Consider the following 15489-nt stretch of genomic DNA (forward strand, 5'->3'; position numbering starts at 1 on the left):
GGGCATGGGGGAGCTGACGGCGGAGGCCGTGGTCGACCGGCTGGTACCGCGGACACCGCGGGTGTCGCCGGACGGCCGGTGGGTGGTGTTCGCGAGTTCGCCGGTCGGTCGTCCCGGAGAGCATCCGGTGAGTGGGCTGTGGCTGGCGCCCGCGGACGGGAGCGAGCCGCCTCGGGAGTTCGCCGCCGCCGCGGTGGAGGACCGGGAGCCGCGGTGGTCGGCCGACTCCGCGTGGGTGTACTTCCTTTCCGACCGGGCAAACCGCGGAACCGCGCAGCTGTACCGGGCCGGGCTGGAGAGCGAGCCGGAGCAGTTGACGGACTGGCGCACCGGCGTCGGTGACTACGTGCTGCTGCCGGGCAGGAGTGCGGTGGTGTTCGTCGCGCCGGCGGAAGGGGACACGGCGGCCGACCCGCGGGTGCGCGTGGTGCGGCCGGGTGCCGCCGAGGCACCCACTTGGGACACGCTCGCCCGGCCTGACCGGTTGTGGCTCCTCGACCCGTCGACCCGCACCGTCCGCCCGCTCGTGGACTTCGGCCCGCGGCACGTCGTCGAAGCCGCCGCGCGGCCGGACGGCCAGACCCTCGCCGTCCTCACCTGGTCCGTCGCCGACCGGGAGCCCGGGCGCTTCGACCTCGGCCTCCACCTGGTCGACCCCGCCACCGGTGCCCGGCAGGATCTCGGCGTCCCCGCCTTGGAGGCCGAGTCGCTCACCTGGTGGCGCGACGAAACCGGCTGGCAGCTCGCCTACCGCGGCCTCACCCCGGCCGGCCTGATCGGGGGCAACGCGATCTTCGCTGCCGGTGACCACCGGAACCTCACCGCCGGGCTGAGCGTCTGCCCGGTCGAACTGGCCGAGTCCGGCGACGGCTCATTGCTGGCCCTGTTCGCCGAAAGTCTCGACACCTCGATCCGGCGCTTCGACCCCGCCGCCGGCGCCTTCGCCGAACTCGGCCGCGCGACCGGCAGCCTGCAGGAGCTGAGCGCGGGCGGCGGCCGGATCGCTGTCGTAGCGAGCACCGCCACCGAGCCCGAGGCCGTCCACTGTGGACCGATCGGCGGCTCGCGCACCCGGCTCGGCGAACCGCCGCAGCCCGACATCCCGTGGGGCACGCAGGAACGCCTCTCCTACCGCGCCGGAGACGGCCTGGAACTCGACGGTCTCCTGGTCCTCCCACCCGGCCGGACCCGCGCCGATGGGCCTTTCCCGCTGGTCACCCAGGTCCACGGCGGCCCGTACGACCGCTTCGCCGACCGGTCCCAGCTGGGCTGGTTCCGCCACGGCCAATGGCTGGCCGCGGCCGGGTTCGCGGTGTTCCTCCCGAATCCCCGCGGCGGCCTCGGCCACGGGCACGCCTTCGCGGCGAGCGTCGCCGGCGACGTCGGGGGCGCGGAGTTCACCGACCTCCTCACCGGGATCGACCTGCTCGTCGCGGCGGGCGTCGCCGACGAAGACCGGCTGGGCATCGCCGGCGGGAGCCACGGCGGGTTCATGGCCGCCTGGGCCGTCGCGCACACGGACCGGTTCAAGGCGGCCGTCGTCAACGCGGGCGTCATCGATTGGCCGCTGCTCGCCGCGACGGGGGAGCACGGCCGGTACGACGGCGCCCTCGGTGGCCGGGAGAACAGCCCGATCACCCACGCCCACCGCATCCGGACACCGGTGCTGATCGTGCACGGCGAGGACGACACGAACGTGCCGCTGTCCCAGGCCGAACTCCTGCACCACGCCCTCGCCGACCGGCCGCACGAGTTCGTCGTCTACCCCCGGGAAGGTCACTCACTCCGCGAACGCGGCCACCAGCTCGACTACCTGCGCCGCACCCGCGCCTGGTTTTCAGACCTGCTCGCCTAGCTTGTACTCCGCCGAGCCGGTGAACGAGAACCCGTCCGCACCCACCGTGACGTCGGCTTCGCGCGGCTCGGCCCGTTCGGCGACCGGCTGCACCGCGCCGTCGAGGTCCAGCACCACCGACGCGTCGGTGTACCAGCTCGGCACCACCGGGTTGCCCCACCAGTCGCGGCGCTGGTTGTCGTGGACGTCCCAGGTGATCACCGGGTTGTCCGGGTCGCCCGTGTAGTAGTCGTGGGTGTAGATCTCGATGCGGTGCCCGTCGGGATCGCGGACGTAGAGGTAGAAGGCGTTCGACACGCCGTGCCGGCCGGGTCCGCGCTCGATCATCCCGGGCTTGCGCAGCGCGCCCAGGTGGTCGCAGATGTGCAGGATCTGGTGCCGCTCGTGCGAGGCGAACGCGATGTGGTGCAGCCGCGGGCCGTCGCCGCCGGTGAGGGCGACGTCGTGGACCGTCGGCTTGCGGAACAGCCAGGCCGCGTACACCGTGCCTTCGCCGTCCTGGATGTCCTCCGAGACGCGGAAACCCAGGCCCTCGTAGTACTTCCGGGCCGCCGGGACGTCCGGGGTGTCGAGGTTGAAGTGGTCCAGTCGCGACAGTGCCCCGGCGCCGTGGACGTCGTAGCGCTGGGTGAACCGCTCGACGTGCTCGGCCTCGTGGAAGAACTCCACCGGGAAGCCGAGCGGGTCCAGCACGCGCACCGCCTCGCCGATGCCCCGCGTGGCACCGGCCGGGCGGCGCTCGACCCGGCAGCCGAGCGTGCGGTAGTACGCCTCCGCCAGGTCCAGGTCGGCGGCGCCGCGCACCCGGTAGGCCAGGACGCGCAGAGCGGGCGTGGCCCCCTTCCGCAGCACCAGGGAGTGGTGCAGGTACTCCTCGAACGCGCGGAGGTACAGGGCTTCGGGGTCTTCGTGCGTGACGACGAGCCCGAGCACGTCGACGTAGAACGCGCGCGACGCGGCCAGATCGGTGACGACGAGTTCGGCGTACGCGCAGCGGAGGACGTCCGGTGGGGTGGTGGTCATGACTGTCCCTTCCGGACGGCACCGAAGCGGGCCGTGTGGACCGGCCCGAGCGAAACGTGGATGGCCTGCTGGTCGGTGTAGAAGTCGAGGGAGCGGTAGCCGCCTTCCTGGCCGAGGCCGGAGGCCTTGACCCCGCCGAACGGCGTGCGCAGGTCCCGGACGTTGTGCGAGTTCAGCCAGACCATCCCGGCCTCGACCGACTGCGCGAAGGTGTGCCCCCGCTGGAGGTTCGACGTCCAGAGGTACGCGGCCAGCCCGTACTTGACGTCGTTGGCCAGCGCCAGGGCTTCCGCATCGGTGTCGAACGGCGTCAGCGCGACGACCGGTCCGAAGATCTCCTCCTGGAAGATCCGCGCGGTCGGCGGCACGTCGGCGAACACCGTCGGGGCCACGTAGTTGCCGCTGTCCAGTCCGGCCGGACGACCGCCGCCGGCCAGCAGCCGGCCCTCGGTCCTGCCCAGCTCGACGTACCGCATGACCTTGTCGTAGTGCTCGGGGTGCACGAGCGCGCCGACCTCGGTGGCCGGGTCGTGCGGGTCGCCGACGACGATGTTCGCCGCCCGTTCGGCGTACCGGGCGCAGAACTCGTCGTAGACCGGGCGCTCGACCAGGATCCGGCTGCCCGCGGTGCAGCGCTCGCCGTTGAGCGAGAACACCCCGAACAGCGTCGAGTCGAGGGCCGCGTCGAGGTCGGCGTCGGCGAACACGATCGCCGGGGACTTGCCGCCCAGCTCCATCGACATGCCCTTGAGGTGGGCCGCGCAGTTGCGGTAGATCGTCTGCCCGGTCGTGGTCTCGCCGGTGAACGAGATCAGCGGGACACCCCTGTGCTTGACCAGGGCGTCACCCGCTTCTTCGCCGTAGCCGTTGACCAGGTTGAACACCCCTTCGGGCAGCCCGGCGTCGGCGAAGATGCCCGCCCAGAGGCTCGCCGACAGCGGCGTGAACTCGGCCGGCTTGAGCACCACCGTGCAGCCCGAGGCGAGCGCGGGTGCGAGCTTCCAGCTCTCCAGCATGAACGGGGTGTTCCACGGCGTGATCAGGCCGGCGACCCCGACCGGCTTGCGGTGCACGTAGTTCACCTGCCGCCCCGGCACCTGGTACGTGTCGTCCGCCTGCGCCACGACGAGGTCGGCGAAGAACCGGAAGTTCTCGGCCGCGCGCTGGGCCTGCCCCAGCGCCTGGGTGATCGGCAGGCCGGTGTCGAACGTCTCCAGCTCCGCGAGCCGCCGGTCCTGGGCCTCGACGGCGTCGGCGATCTTGTGGAGGATCCGCGCCCGCGCCCGGGGCAGCATCCGCGGCCACGGGCCTTCGGTGAACGCCGTGCGCGCGGCCGCGACCGCGCGGTCGACGTCCTCCGCCTGCCCCGCGGCCGCCGTGACGTAGGGCGTGTTGGACACCGGGTCCAGGATGTCGAAAGTCTTGCCCGAGACGCTGTCGACGAGCTCGCCGCCGATGTAGTGCTTCAGCTCGCCCGGCAGGCCGTCCGGGACGTAGTGGGTCATTGCTTTCCTTCCACGGTGAAGCCGTCGGCGGGCGTGAGGTACTTCGCGCCTTCGGCCATCAGCTCGGTGATTCGGGCGACGCCGGACTCCGTCGGCGGGATCAGCGGCGGCCGGACGTACCCGGAGGCGATCAGCCCGCGCTGCTGGAGCACCCACTTCCCGGGCGCCGGGTTGGTCTCGACGAACAGCAGGTCGACCAGCGGGTGCAGACCGTAGTGGAGCTCCCGCGCCCGTTCGTGGTCGCCGGCCTGCCACGCGGTGTACATCTCGGCGCACGCCGCCGGGGCGATGTTGGCCGTCGCGCTGACGAACCCGGCGCCGCCGAGGGCCAGCAGGGGCAGGCAGAGCAGTTCGATCCCGGACCACACGAGCAGCTCGCGGCCGCACAGGTGCAGCACGCGGGAGAAGTGCTCGAAGTCCTTGGTCGTCTCCTTGATGCCGACGAAGTTGTCGCAGGAGCGGAACAGCTTCGCGACGGTCTCCGGGGCGAGGTCGACCGCGGTCCGGCTCGGCACGTTGTAGGCGACGATCGGCAGGTCGGGGAACTCGCGGCAGACCGTGCGGTACCAGACGAACAGCGCGTCCTGCGTGGGCCGGGCGTAGTACGGCGTGATGACGAGCGCGGCGTCGATCCCGGCGTCGCGCGCGAGAGACGTCAGCTCCAGGGTTTCGTCGAGCTTCGCCGAGCCGGTGCCTGGCACGAAGGGGACGCGGTCGCCGACCGCGGCGGCGACCGTGCGGATGGCCTCGGCGCGTTCGGCGACCGTCTGCGAGCCGGGTTCGCCGGTGGAGCCGCCGATCGAGATGCCGTGCGTGCCCGAAGCGAGCTGCCAGCGCACGAGGTTTTCGAGGCCGGCGTGGTCCACCGCGCCCTCGGCGGTGAACGGCGTCATCAGCGGCGCGATCGACCCGCGGACGGCCTGGGGGTCGGAGCGGAAGCGCATGGGGTTCCTTCCTGGGTCAGTGGCGGCGGTAGGCGAGGTAGGCGTCCAGGGTGGCCAGCCGGTGGGCGCGGACGGCCTGTTCGACCTCGGCCGCGGGGGCGCCGCCGTCGAGCAGGCCGAGGATGGTTTCGTGCTCGGCGACCGATTCGCGGGCGCGCCCCGGCACGAAGCTGAACGTCGAGGTGCGCAGCCCGCTGAGCCGGTCCCAGCCCCGCCGGACCAGGTCGAGGACCTGCGGGTTGGGGCAGGCGTCGAAGAGCACGGCGTGGAAGGCGCGGTTGAGGCCGGTGAACCGGGCCGGTTCGAAGTGCCCGAGGCAGTCCGCCAGTTCGGCGTTCAGCGCCCGCGCCTCGGCCAGCGCGCCCGGTGGGAGGACGGGCGCGGCGAGCGCGGCGGCGTAGCCCTCGACCAGCGCGAGGGTCTGCATGGTGTGCTGGTAGTCGCTTTCGTCGACCATCGCGACCTGCGCGCCGACGTTGCGCTCGAAGGTCACCAGCCCTTCGGCCTCCAGCAGCCGGATCGCCTCGCGGATCGGGACGACGCTGACGCCGAGCTCCTGGGCGAGCTGCCCGAGGACCAGCCGATAGCCGGGGGAGAAGGTGCCGTCGGCGATCCGGGCCTTGATCCACCGGTAGGCGATCCGCGACTTGCTCATCGCGGCGCCGGTCACCGTTTCGCGCGCCATGCGGCGTACCTCCCGCGCCAGTGCCCGTCCATCGGGTAGAGGCCCTCGACGCGCTCGCCGGCGGCGACCTGCTCGGCGATGAACGTCTCCTGCAGCTCCTGCTCGATCGCCGCCTCGACCACCTCTTCGACGAGGTCCGGCGGGATGACCAGGACCCCGTCGGCGTCGCCCACGACGACGTCGCCGGGGCAGACCGCGGCGCCACCGCAGGCGATCGCGACGTCGACGTCCCAGGGCACGTGCCGCCGGCCGAGCACCGCCGGGTGCGGCCCGGCGTGGTGGGTGGGGATGTCCAATGCGGACACGGCGGCGATGTCACGGACGCCGCCGTCGGTGACGATCCCGGCCGCGCCGCGCGCCTGCGCCCGCAGCGCGAGGATGTCGCCGACCGTGCCGGTGCCGCGTTCGCCGCGGGCCTCCATGACGAGGACGTCGCCGGGGCCGAGGCTGTCGATCGCCCGCTTCTGGGCGTTGTAGCCACCACCGCGGGCCTTGAACAGGTCTTCCCGGTACGGCAGGTACCGCAGGGTCCGCGCGCGGCCCGTCAGCCGGGCGCCCGGTTTCGTCGAGGTGAGCCCGTCGATCGACACCGCGTTGTAGCCGCGCTTGCGCAGCTGGGCCGAAAGCGTCGCGGTGCCGACGGACTCGATCCGCTCCTTCAGCGACGCGGTCAGCTCGAACTCCGGCTCGGCCGTCCCGTACGCGTCCGCACGCTGCTCTTCGTCGACGCGGGGGAGAGCGCCGAACGGTCCGAAGGGGACGGTTCCGTCGGCGATCGGCGTGACGAGCCGTCCGGTCGTGTGCCCGGCGGTGTCGACCTCGACCTCGACGACGTCGCCGGGCACGGCGACCGACGCGCCCGCGGGCGTGCCGGTCAGGACGACGTCGCCGGGCTCGAGGGTGATCAGCTGCGAGAGGTCGGCGACCAGCCGGCCGAAGCCGAACAGCAGGTCGGCGGTGGTGTCCTCCTGGACCAGTTCGCCGTTGAGCCAGGTCCGCAGCCGCAGCGCGGCCGGGTCGACGCCGGCGGCGGGCAGGACCGCTGGGCCGAGCGGGGTGAAGCCGTCGCCGCCCTTGGACCGCAGATTGCTGCCCTTGTCGGCGTAGCGGAGGTCGTAGACGCCGAAGTCGTTGGCCGCGGTGACGCCCTCGACGTACGACCAGCCCTCCTCGGGCGTGACCCGGCGTGCGGTGCGGCCGATGACCAGCGCGATCTCGCCTTCGAAGCCCAGCAGCTCGGTCCCGGCCGGGCGTTCGAGCACGGCTCCGCTCACCGCGACCGACGTCGGCGGCTTGAGGAAGTACGACGGCTGCTCCGGCACCCGGCCGCGCTGGGCGGCGCGGGACCGGTAGTTGAGGTGGAGGGCGATGATCTTGCCGGGCCGCTGCGGAGGGGGCGTCATCCGTGGTCCTGCCTGCCGGTGGGGGAAAGGTATCTCAAATCATATACGATCTGGCGCGCGGGGAACCCCGCTCAATCGCCGTAGTGGAGCCAGACGGATTTGACTTCGGTGTAGGCGTCGAGCGCCCACGGGCCCATTTCGCGGCCCCAGCCGGACGCCTTGTAGCCACCCCACGGCGCCGCCATGTCGGGGATCGGGGGCATGTTGACGAAGACGGCGCCGGCCCGGATGCCGTCGGCGTAGCGCTGGGCCGTGCGGAGGTCGCGGGTCCACACCGTGGCGGCCAGGCCGTACTCGGTGTCGTTCGCCCGGGCCAGGAGTTCGTCACCGTCGTCGTAGGCGGTCACGGCCAGCACCGGGCCGAAGATCTCCTCGCGCATGATCGCCATGTCGTCGCGGACACCGGCGAACAGCGTCGGGGCGTAGAAGTAGCCGTCGCCGTCCACCGGGGTGCCGCCGGTGACCAGGTCGGCGCCCTGCTCGTGGCCGGTGCTGACGAGGAAGTCGACGTGTTCGCGGTGCTTGGCCGACACGAGCGGGCCGAGCTGCGTGGTTTCCTCGACGCCCGGACCGAGCCGCAGTCCTTCGAGGCCCCGGGCCAGCTTGTCGACGAACTCCTGCTCGCGCTTCCGGTCGACGTAGAAGCGCGTGTAGGCCGCGCAGACCTGGCCGGTGTTGAGGGTCGCTCCGGCGAGGTTGCCCGCGACGGCGGCGTCGATGTCGGCGTCGGCCGCGATGACGCTCGGGGCCTTGCCGCCGAGTTCGAGGGTGAGGCGCTTGAGGTTGGACGCCGCGCTCGCCGCGGTGATCAGCTTCCCGACCGCCGTCGAACCCGTGTAGGACACGTGGTCCACGCCGGGGTGCTCGGTCAGCAGGGCGCCGACCGCGCCGTCGCCGGTGACGAGGTTGACCACCCCCGCCGGGATCCCGGCTTCGTGGACCAGTTCGACCAGCCGGATGCTGGTCAGCGGCGTGACCTCACTGGGCTTGATCACCACCGTGTTGCCGGTGGCGAGCGCCGGCGCGAGCTTCCAGGCGAGGATCATCAGCGGGAAGTTCCACGGCGTGATCAGCGCGTTCACCCCGACCGGCTCGCGGCGGGTGTAGTGCAGCGTGTCCGGGAAGGACACCGGGTTGGTCGTGCCCTGCAGCTTCGTCACCCAGCCCGCGAAGTAGCGGAAGTGCTCCGCCGCGCCGGTGACACTGACTTGCCGGGACACCCCGATCGGCTGGCCCTGGTCCCGGGTTTCCAGCCGCGCCAGCTCTTCGTGGTGCTGCTCGACCAGCTCGGCCAGCCGGAACAGCAGCGCGGCGCGCCGGACCGGCAGCAGCCCGGCCCACGCGGGCGCGGAAAGCGCCCGCCGGGCGGCCGCGACGGCGGCGTCGACGTCGGCCCGCGACGCCGTGCCGACCTCGTCGATGACCTGCCCGGTGGCCGGGTCGTGGGTGGGGAGCGCGCCGCCGCCGGCTTCGGTCCACTGTCCGTCGATGCAGAGGCGTGTCGCCATCCCGTCGTCCTCCTCGGCCTGGGGTGAGCCGAGTATCGGGCGGCGGGCCGCTTCGGGTCTTGTCCGCTCCCGCACGCCCGTTGACCGACGGCGAAGGGATGCCGCGGGGGCACCGGGCCGCGCGCCAGGCTGGTCCGCATGGACGTGATCGTGGTGGGCGCCGGCTCCGCCGGTTCGGTGGTGGCGCGGCGGCTGGTGGACGCGGGCGCGGCGGTGACGCTGCTGGAGGCCGGGGGCGAGGACGTCAACCCGGCGATCCACGACCCGGCGCGGGCCGGGGAGCTGTGGCACGGCCCCGAGGACTGGGACCTGTACACGGTCCCGCAGGAGCACGCGGCCGGCCGGCGGCTGCACCTGCCGCGCGGTCGCGTGCTGGGCGGTTCGCACGCGCTCAACGCGATGATCTGGGTCCGCGGCGCTCCGGCCGACTACGACGGCTGGGGCCTGCCCGGCTGGCGCTGGGCCGACGTCGAGCCGGTGTTCGCCCGGATCGAGAAGGACCTTCTCGACGTCGTCCCGAACGAGCCGCTGCACCCGGTCCAGCAGTCCATAGTGGACGCCTGTCGCGAGATCGGCCTGCCGCTCAACCCCGGCTACAACAGCGGAACCCTGGACGGCGTGTCCGTCCAGCAGATCACCCTCCGCGGCGGACGGCGGTTCAGCACCTGGCACGCCTACGGTTCGCCGGTGGCCTCGCGGATGACCGTCCACACGGGAGCGCTGGTGCACCGGCTGCGGTTCTCCGGCTCCCGCGTGACCGGCGTGGTCGTGTCGCTGGACGGGGTGCTGCAGGAGCTCGCCGCGGACCTGGTGGTGCTCGCCGCGGGGGCCCTGGCGTCCCCGGCGATCCTGCTCCGCAGCGGCGTCGGCCCGGCGGCCGAGCTGGCGGCGCTCGGCATCGGCGTCGTCGCCGACCTGCCGGGCGTGGGGCGCAACCTGCACGATCACCTGCTCTCCCCGGTCATCTTCTCGACGTCCCGCGAGGTCACGCCCGCGCCGCGCCGGCCGGTGACGCAGGTGCACTGGTTCTGGCGCAGCCGCGCGGGGCTCGCGGTGCCCGACACGCAGCCGATCTGCTTCAGCGTGCCGATGTACGAGCCGTGGATGTCCGGGCCGCCCACCGGGTTCTCGCTGATGGCGGGCATGGTGACGCCGGAGAGCCGCGGAAGCCTGCGGTTGTCGGGGCCGACGCCGGACGACGAGCTGCTCATCGACCTCGCGGCCCTGGCGGCGCCGGCGGACTTCGAGAGCCTGGTGGCGTCGGTCGAGCAGTGCCTCGAGGTCGGCCGGGCCCCGGCCTTGGCCGGGGAGTGGGGCGCGCGGCCGGTGTACCCCGCACCGGCGGACGACGTCCGCGAGTACGTCCGCCGGACGGCGATCACGTACCACCACCAGGTCGGCACCTGCCGGATGGGCACCGGCGCGGACGCGGTCGTGGACCCGGAGCTGGCGGTGCACGGCCTGGACGGCCTGGTGGTCGCCGACGCGTCGGTGCTGCCCCGGGTGCCGACGGGCAACACCAACGCGCCGGCGGTGCTGGTGGGGGAGCAGGCCGCGCGGTTCCTCACCGGGAGCTGAGCAGGCGCCGCAGCCACGAGGAGCGGGCGGCGAGGGCGGCGCGGGTCACCTCGGCCTCCGGGTCGAACCGGTCGAAGCCGTGGTGCGTCTCCGCCCAGACGTGCAGCTCCGTCGGCACCCCCGCCCGGGCCAGCCGCTGGGCGTACGTCACGTCTTCGTCGCGGAACAGCTCCGCCCCGCCGACCTCCACGAACGCCGGCGGCAGGCCGGTCAGGTCCGTCATCCGCGCCGGGGCCGCGTACGGCGAGACCTGCCCGTTCAGCAGGCTGCGCCAGCCGAAGTCGTTGGCTTCCTTCGTCCACACGAGATCCGGGAGGTCGGCCGACGTCCGGTCGTCGAGCATCGGGCACAGCAGCAGCTGCCCGGCCAGCGCCGGTCCGCCGCGGTCACGGGCCAGCAGCGCGACCCCCGCGCTCAGTCCGCCGCCGGCGCTGCCGCCGCCGACGACGAGCCGCTCGAAGCCGAAGGTCGAGGCGAACCACACGAGCCCGGCGTAGCAGTCTTCGAGCGGGGCCGGGTGCGGGTGCTCGGGCGCCAGCCGGTACTCGACCGTCGCGCAGACGAACCCGAACTCCTCGATCAACGGCACCAGGCGCGGCAGGTCGGCGAACCGGTCGTCCATCACCATCCCGCCGCCGTGGATGCTGTACAGCCCGGGCGCGTCCGGCCGCGTATGCCGCGGCTGCAGGACCGTGACGACGATTCCGTCGTCCAGGGTGTGGTCCGACCACACGATGTTCCGGTCGCCGATCGCCTCGTCCGGGGCGGGGTTGCGGAAGGACGCGCGGATCGCGGGCAGCGTCTCGGCGGAGAGCTCGAACGAAGTCACGGGCCCTCCGGATCGACGGCGTCCCGGTCGGCCCAAAACGGTTCCACGAGCGCGCGCAGCTGGGCCGCCCCCACCCGCTCGACCAGCGCGACCGCCTTCAGGTTGTCGGTCAGCTGCCCGACGCCGGTGGCGCCGAACAGCGTCGTCGTGTTCGCCGGGTGCGTGAGGGTGAACGCCAGGCACAGCTGCGCCGGCGTCGCGCCGATGCTCCCGGCCACCTCGGCGAGACCGGCGGCGGAGTCCGCGATCCGCTGCCGGACGCCCCCGGGGTCCCGGCCGACCGGGCGGCCGCCCTTGCCGAGCAGGACCCCGCCCTCGAAGACGTCCGACGACTGCAGGGAGATCCCGAGGCCGAAGACGGAAGCGAACGGCTCGCCGTCCGGGATGGACCGCCGGGCCACGCTGTACTTCAGCTGGGCGATGGCGGGGCCGGGCACGCCGTCCGCGGCGGCGAAGCCGTGGATCGCCCGGATCGCCGACGCCGACCAGTTGTTGACGCCCCACTGCCCGATCAGCCCCGCCGCGTGCAGTTCGGCGAGGTCGGTGACGAGCTGGTGCAGGTCGGTGCCGTCGTGCCGGAGGTCGCCGAGGATCACCAGGTCGGCGTGCGAGACGCCGGCGCGGAAGAACGCGTTCTCCAGCTGCGCGCGCAGGCTGTGCTCCGGATAGCCCTCCAGCCAGAGCTTCGCCGACAGCAGGTAGTCCTCCCGGCGCAGGCGCGCGGCCCGCACCATGGCCGAGAACAGCACGTCGGTGAACACCGGCGGGTGGCCGGGCAGGCCGTACACGCCGACGTCGAAGAGGTTCACCCCGGCGTCGACGGCCGTGCGCAGCAGGGCGACGGCTTCGCGGAAGTCCATCCGGTCGTAGGTGTGCCACGAGCCGAGCGAGAGGACGCCGGTGCGCGGGCCGTCGCGGCCGATGCGGCGTTGGGGGATGGGCACGGGAACGCTCCTAGGGCAGTCGGGGGTCGACGACGGCTTTGAGTTCGCCGAGCCGGGACATCGACTCGACGGCGGCGGACGCGCCGGCCAGCCCGACCGGCGGGCTGAACAGCTCGTTCCACGGCATCCGGCCGGCGAACGAGCGGAAGAACTCGACCGAGCGGTGGTAGTCGGCGATGTCGCCGTTGAGCGAGCCGGCGACGGTCAGCTCCTTGCCCATCACCGTGCCCAGCGGGACGGGGACCGGGACCGGGCCGGTGGAGCCGACGATCGCGACCGTCCCGCGCTGCGCGGCGAAGGCGACGGCCTCCGCGCCGATCGTCGGGCCACCCGCGAAGTCGAAGACGTGGTCGGCGCCGCGGCCGCCGGTCAGCTCGCGCACCCGCTCGACGCGTTCGTCCGGAGTGGACTCGACGGAGACGGTCGCGGTGGCCCCGAACCGCTCGGCCACCGCCAGCCGCGACTGCGGGCCGCCGACGGTGATCACCGTCCCGGCACCGCAGAGGCGCGCGACCGCCGTGGCGAACACCCCGAGCGCGCCCGCACCCTGGACGACGACCGTCGCGTTCGGACGGATGCCACCGGACCGGCCGACCGCCCGCAGCACGGTCTTGCCCGCGCAACCGGACATCGACGCCCACGTGTCCGGGACGTCGTCCGGCAGCAGCAGTTTCGCCGCGCCGGGCGTGACGTAGCAGTGCCGGGCCAGGCCGCCGGTGGCGTACGGGAACCGGTCGGCGCGCTGGAGGAACCCGTAGCCGCGGTGTTCGCAGGCGACCGGCTCGCGCAGGATCGTGCAGCCGTGACAGCGCCCGCACGTCGACTCCGACCAGCCGATGCGGTCGCCGGGCCGGATCTCGCGGCCGAGCGTGTCGGTGGTGCCGGGGCCGGCGGCGACGACTTCGCCGACCATCTCGTGGCCCAGCACCATCGGAAGCATGCCGGGCAGGCTCATCTGCCCCGACCAGAGGTGGACGTCGGTGCCGCACAACGTGGTGCAGGTGAGCCGGACGAGGGCGGCGCCGGGTTCCGGCTCGCCGGGGAGGGGGAGCTCGCGCAGGGCGAGGGGACCGCGGTGGCCGGTGAGAACGGCGGCCTCCGTGTGGGTGGGCAGGGCCATCTTTTTAGTCTACAGTCGTGGAAGAAAAAGTCCAGGTCCGGGAGGAAACCATGACGGCACAACGGATTCGCCCGGCGGACCTCGTCCTCCGCGGCGGTGTGGTGCACACCTTCGGTCCCGCGGGCACGGTCACCGGCGGCCTCGCCGTCCGGGACGGCCGCATCGCCGCGGTGGGCGAGCACGTGACCGGCCACATCGGACCGGACACCGAAGTGCTGGATCTGGGCGGGCGCGTGGTCCTGCCGGGCATCAACGACGCACACCTGCACGCGACGTGGCTCGGCGCCCGCTGGCCGCACCCCCTGCTCGGCGCGCCGCACGAGGAAACCCCGGTGGTCACGGCGGAAGACCGCCGGGCGGCGATCCTGCGTGCCGGGGACCTCTGCGCGGCGCTCGGCATCACCAGCTACACCGAACCCGGGCTCGGGCCGGGCGAAACCGGCTGCTTCTCGGCGGAAGTGCTCGAGGAGTACGCGGCCCTGCACCGCGAAGGCCGGTTGCGGGCGCGGGTCACCGTGCTGCGCCTGTTCGGCCTCCTCGACGGCGCCAGCTCGCTGCCGGACTTCGCCCGCGGCCTGGCCACGCCGGTGCCGGCGGCGGATCCGGAGTGGCTGGCCGTCCCCGGCGTCAAGATCTTCGCCGACGGCATCCCGCCGATGCGCACCGCCTGGACCCACCACTGCTACGCCGACGGCACGCACGGCGGCCTGCTCGTCGACGGCCCCGGCGACGACGAGCGCGCGGCCAACCTGGCGGCGATGATCTCGCTGGCGCACGAAGCCGGTCTCGTCGTCGGCGTCCACGCCACCGGCGAACGCAGCATCGAAGCCGCCCTCGGGCACCTGCGCGCCGGCGACCACCTGGTGCACGGCGACCTCGTCACCCCCGCCCAGCTGCGGCGGATGGCCGCCCGCGGGGTCGGGCTGACCACGCAGCCCGCGATCGCGACCGCGATGCGGCCGATGGTCGCGACGGCGCTCGGGGCGGAGGTCGCCGCGAAGGCCTGGCCGCTGCGGGACGTGCTGGACCTCGGTGTTCCGCTGACGCTCAGCAGTGACGCGCCGGTCGTCACCCCGGACTGGCGCGTCCACCTCGCGGCGGCGGGGGAGCTGCTGGGCGCGCACGGCGTCACGCCGGACCTGACCACCCGGCTGCTTCGCTGCTACACGACCGAAGCGGCCGCACAGGACGGATCGGCGGCCTGGAAGGGGTCGCTGGAGCCGGGCAAGGCGGCGGACCTCTGCGTCCTGGGGGCCGATCCGGTGACCACCGCCTTGGCCGACCTGCCGTCGGTCACGGTCGAGCTGACGGTGACCGGCGGCCGGGTCGTCCACAAGGGATAGTCAGGTCAGCAGCTGGCCGCCGTCCACCGCCAGGCTCACCCCGGTGATGTGCCCGGCGGCGGCCGAGGCCAGGAACGTCACGGCGGGGACGACGTCGGGGACCTCGGCGATGCGGCCGAGCGGGATCCGGGCGTCCCAGGCCGCCCGGGCGGCGTTGTCCGCGGCGAACCCGGCGGTCATCGGGGTGAGCACCGGTCCGGGCGCGACGGCGTTGACGCGGATCCCGTGCGGCGCCAGCTCCAGCGCCGCGGACCGGGTCAGCGCGTCGACGGCGGCTTTCGTCGCTTCGTAGTGCCCGAGCCCGGGTGTCGGCTGCCGCGCCCCGATCGAGGAGACGTTCACGATCGCGCCACGCGTGCCCGCCGCGACCATGTGCGCCCCGACCGCGCGGGTCATCAGGAACGTCCCCCGGAAGTTGACGCCGACACACCGGTCGAACACCTCGATGCCGAGTCCGGTCAGCGATCCGCCGCCGCCGGCCAGCCCGGCGTTGTTGACCAGCACGTCCACCGGCCCCAACCGGTCGGCCAGCAGCGACACCGCCGCGTCGACCGACGCCGGATCCGCGATGTCGAGTTCGACGTGCTCGGCGCCGATTTCGCGGCCGGCGTCGTGCGCCGCGGACACGTCCACGTCGGCGACGACGACCCGATCCCCCGCGGCGGCGAACGCTTCGGCGACCCCCCGGCCGATCCCGCTCGCGCCCCCGGTGACCACCACAACCCGTGTTTTCATTCTACAATCGTAGATGA

The 15489-nt window shown here is 73.4% G+C and carries 13 protein-coding genes; 3 read left to right on the forward strand and 10 right to left on the reverse strand.

Annotated features, from left to right (window positions below):
* Positions 1-4: 4 nt before the first annotated feature.
* Positions 5-1855: a S9 family peptidase gene (locus ACLJOU_RS10205; protein WP_410565611.1), complete on the forward strand. Its 1851-nt coding sequence runs from the start codon at positions 5-7 to the stop codon at positions 1853-1855.
* Here ACLJOU_RS10205 and hpaD read toward each other — a convergent pair.
* The 6 genes from hpaD to ACLJOU_RS10235 form a co-directional block, all read right to left on the reverse strand.
* Positions 1838-2878 (reverse strand): 3,4-dihydroxyphenylacetate 2,3-dioxygenase, encoded by a 1041-nt coding sequence (gene hpaD / locus ACLJOU_RS10210; RefSeq protein ID WP_410565614.1) that lies wholly within the window; start codon positions 2876-2878, stop codon positions 1838-1840. The genes ACLJOU_RS10205 and hpaD overlap by 18 nt on opposite strands.
* Complete coding sequence (hpaE, locus tag ACLJOU_RS10215) at positions 2875-4383, reverse strand: 5-carboxymethyl-2-hydroxymuconate semialdehyde dehydrogenase (RefSeq protein ID WP_410565617.1); 1509 nt, start codon at positions 4381-4383, stop codon at positions 2875-2877. Before hpaE ends, hpaD begins: the two co-directional genes overlap by 4 nt.
* Positions 4380-5327: a 4-hydroxy-tetrahydrodipicolinate synthase gene (gene dapA / locus ACLJOU_RS10220; RefSeq protein WP_410565620.1), complete on the reverse strand. Its 948-nt coding sequence runs from the start codon at positions 5325-5327 to the stop codon at positions 4380-4382. The genes hpaE and dapA overlap by 4 nt, the downstream gene beginning before the upstream one ends.
* A gap of 16 nt (positions 5328-5343) precedes the next feature.
* The gene (locus ACLJOU_RS10225; RefSeq protein ID WP_410565622.1) at positions 5344-6012 is read right to left on the reverse strand and encodes a GntR family transcriptional regulator; all 669 of its coding nucleotides are present in this window, start codon (positions 6010-6012) and stop codon (positions 5344-5346) included.
* Positions 5994-7415 carry a fumarylacetoacetate hydrolase family protein gene (locus tag ACLJOU_RS10230; RefSeq protein ID WP_410565625.1) on the reverse strand — a complete coding sequence of 474 codons (1422 nt, stop codon included), beginning with the start codon at positions 7413-7415 and terminating at the stop codon, positions 5994-5996. Before ACLJOU_RS10230 ends, ACLJOU_RS10225 begins: the two co-directional genes overlap by 19 nt.
* A gap of 71 nt (positions 7416-7486) precedes the next feature.
* Entirely contained in the window at positions 7487-8923 is a 1437-nt protein-coding gene (locus ACLJOU_RS10235) for an aldehyde dehydrogenase family protein (protein ID WP_410565628.1), read from the reverse strand.
* 138 nt (positions 8924-9061) lie between these two features.
* On the opposite strand from ACLJOU_RS10235, the gene ACLJOU_RS10240 reads away from it, so the two are divergent.
* The gene (locus ACLJOU_RS10240) at positions 9062-10501 is read left to right on the forward strand and encodes a GMC family oxidoreductase (RefSeq protein WP_410565631.1); all 1440 of its coding nucleotides are present in this window, start codon (positions 9062-9064) and stop codon (positions 10499-10501) included.
* On the opposite strand, the gene ACLJOU_RS10245 is transcribed toward ACLJOU_RS10240, so the two are convergent.
* From ACLJOU_RS10245 to ACLJOU_RS10255, 3 genes are read right to left on the reverse strand one after another with little or no spacing between them, the layout of a single operon-like run.
* The gene (locus ACLJOU_RS10245) at positions 10488-11330 is read right to left on the reverse strand and encodes an alpha/beta hydrolase (RefSeq protein ID WP_410565634.1); all 843 of its coding nucleotides are present in this window, start codon (positions 11328-11330) and stop codon (positions 10488-10490) included. The two genes, ACLJOU_RS10240 and ACLJOU_RS10245, sit on opposite strands and share 14 nt — an antisense overlap.
* The gene (locus ACLJOU_RS10250) at positions 11327-12274 is read right to left on the reverse strand and encodes an aldo/keto reductase (protein WP_410565637.1); all 948 of its coding nucleotides are present in this window, start codon (positions 12272-12274) and stop codon (positions 11327-11329) included. Before ACLJOU_RS10250 ends, ACLJOU_RS10245 begins: the two co-directional genes overlap by 4 nt.
* 10 nt (positions 12275-12284) lie before the next feature.
* Positions 12285-13388: a zinc-binding dehydrogenase gene (locus ACLJOU_RS10255; RefSeq protein ID WP_410566681.1), complete on the reverse strand. Its 1104-nt coding sequence runs from the start codon at positions 13386-13388 to the stop codon at positions 12285-12287.
* 23 nt (positions 13389-13411) lie between these two features.
* On the opposite strand from ACLJOU_RS10255, the gene ACLJOU_RS10260 reads away from it, so the two are divergent.
* Positions 13412-14737, forward strand: coding sequence for an amidohydrolase (locus ACLJOU_RS10260; protein ID WP_410565640.1), 1326 nt, complete (start codon positions 13412-13414; stop codon positions 14735-14737).
* Here the strand turns inward: ACLJOU_RS10260 and ACLJOU_RS10265 are convergent, their stop codons facing one another.
* Positions 14738-15472 (reverse strand): SDR family NAD(P)-dependent oxidoreductase, encoded by a 735-nt coding sequence (locus tag ACLJOU_RS10265; protein WP_410565643.1) that lies wholly within the window; start codon positions 15470-15472, stop codon positions 14738-14740.
* Positions 15473-15489: the final 17 nt, after the last annotated feature.

The sequence above is a fragment of the Amycolatopsis sp. cmx-4-61 genome, assembly GCF_046548775.1.
Taxonomy (GTDB): domain Bacteria; phylum Actinomycetota; class Actinomycetes; order Mycobacteriales; family Pseudonocardiaceae; genus Amycolatopsis.

Excerpts from the sequence above, each read along its gene's own strand:
- ACLJOU_RS10240 (WP_410565631.1), top strand. The coding sequence starts at position 9,062 with ATGGACGTGATCGTGGTGGGCGCCGGCTCCGCCGGTTCGGTGGTGGCG.
- ACLJOU_RS10235 (WP_410565628.1), bottom strand. The coding sequence starts at position 8,923 with ATGGCGACACGCCTCTGCATCGACGGACAGTGGACCGAAGCCGGCGGC.
- hpaE (WP_410565617.1), bottom strand. The coding sequence starts at position 4,383 with ATGACCCACTACGTCCCGGACGGCCTGCCGGGCGAGCTGAAGCACTAC.
- ACLJOU_RS10265 (WP_410565643.1), bottom strand. The coding sequence starts at position 15,472 with ATGAAAACACGGGTTGTGGTGGTCACCGGGGGCGCGAGCGGGATCGGC.
- ACLJOU_RS10230 (WP_410565625.1), bottom strand. The coding sequence starts at position 7,415 with ATGACGCCCCCTCCGCAGCGGCCCGGCAAGATCATCGCCCTCCACCTC.
- ACLJOU_RS10205 (WP_410565611.1), top strand. The coding sequence starts at position 5 with ATGGGGGAGCTGACGGCGGAGGCCGTGGTCGACCGGCTGGTACCGCGG.
- hpaD (WP_410565614.1), bottom strand. The coding sequence starts at position 2,878 with ATGACCACCACCCCACCGGACGTCCTCCGCTGCGCGTACGCCGAACTC.
- dapA (WP_410565620.1), bottom strand. The coding sequence starts at position 5,327 with ATGCGCTTCCGCTCCGACCCCCAGGCCGTCCGCGGGTCGATCGCGCCG.
- ACLJOU_RS10225 (WP_410565622.1), bottom strand. The coding sequence starts at position 6,012 with ATGGCGCGCGAAACGGTGACCGGCGCCGCGATGAGCAAGTCGCGGATC.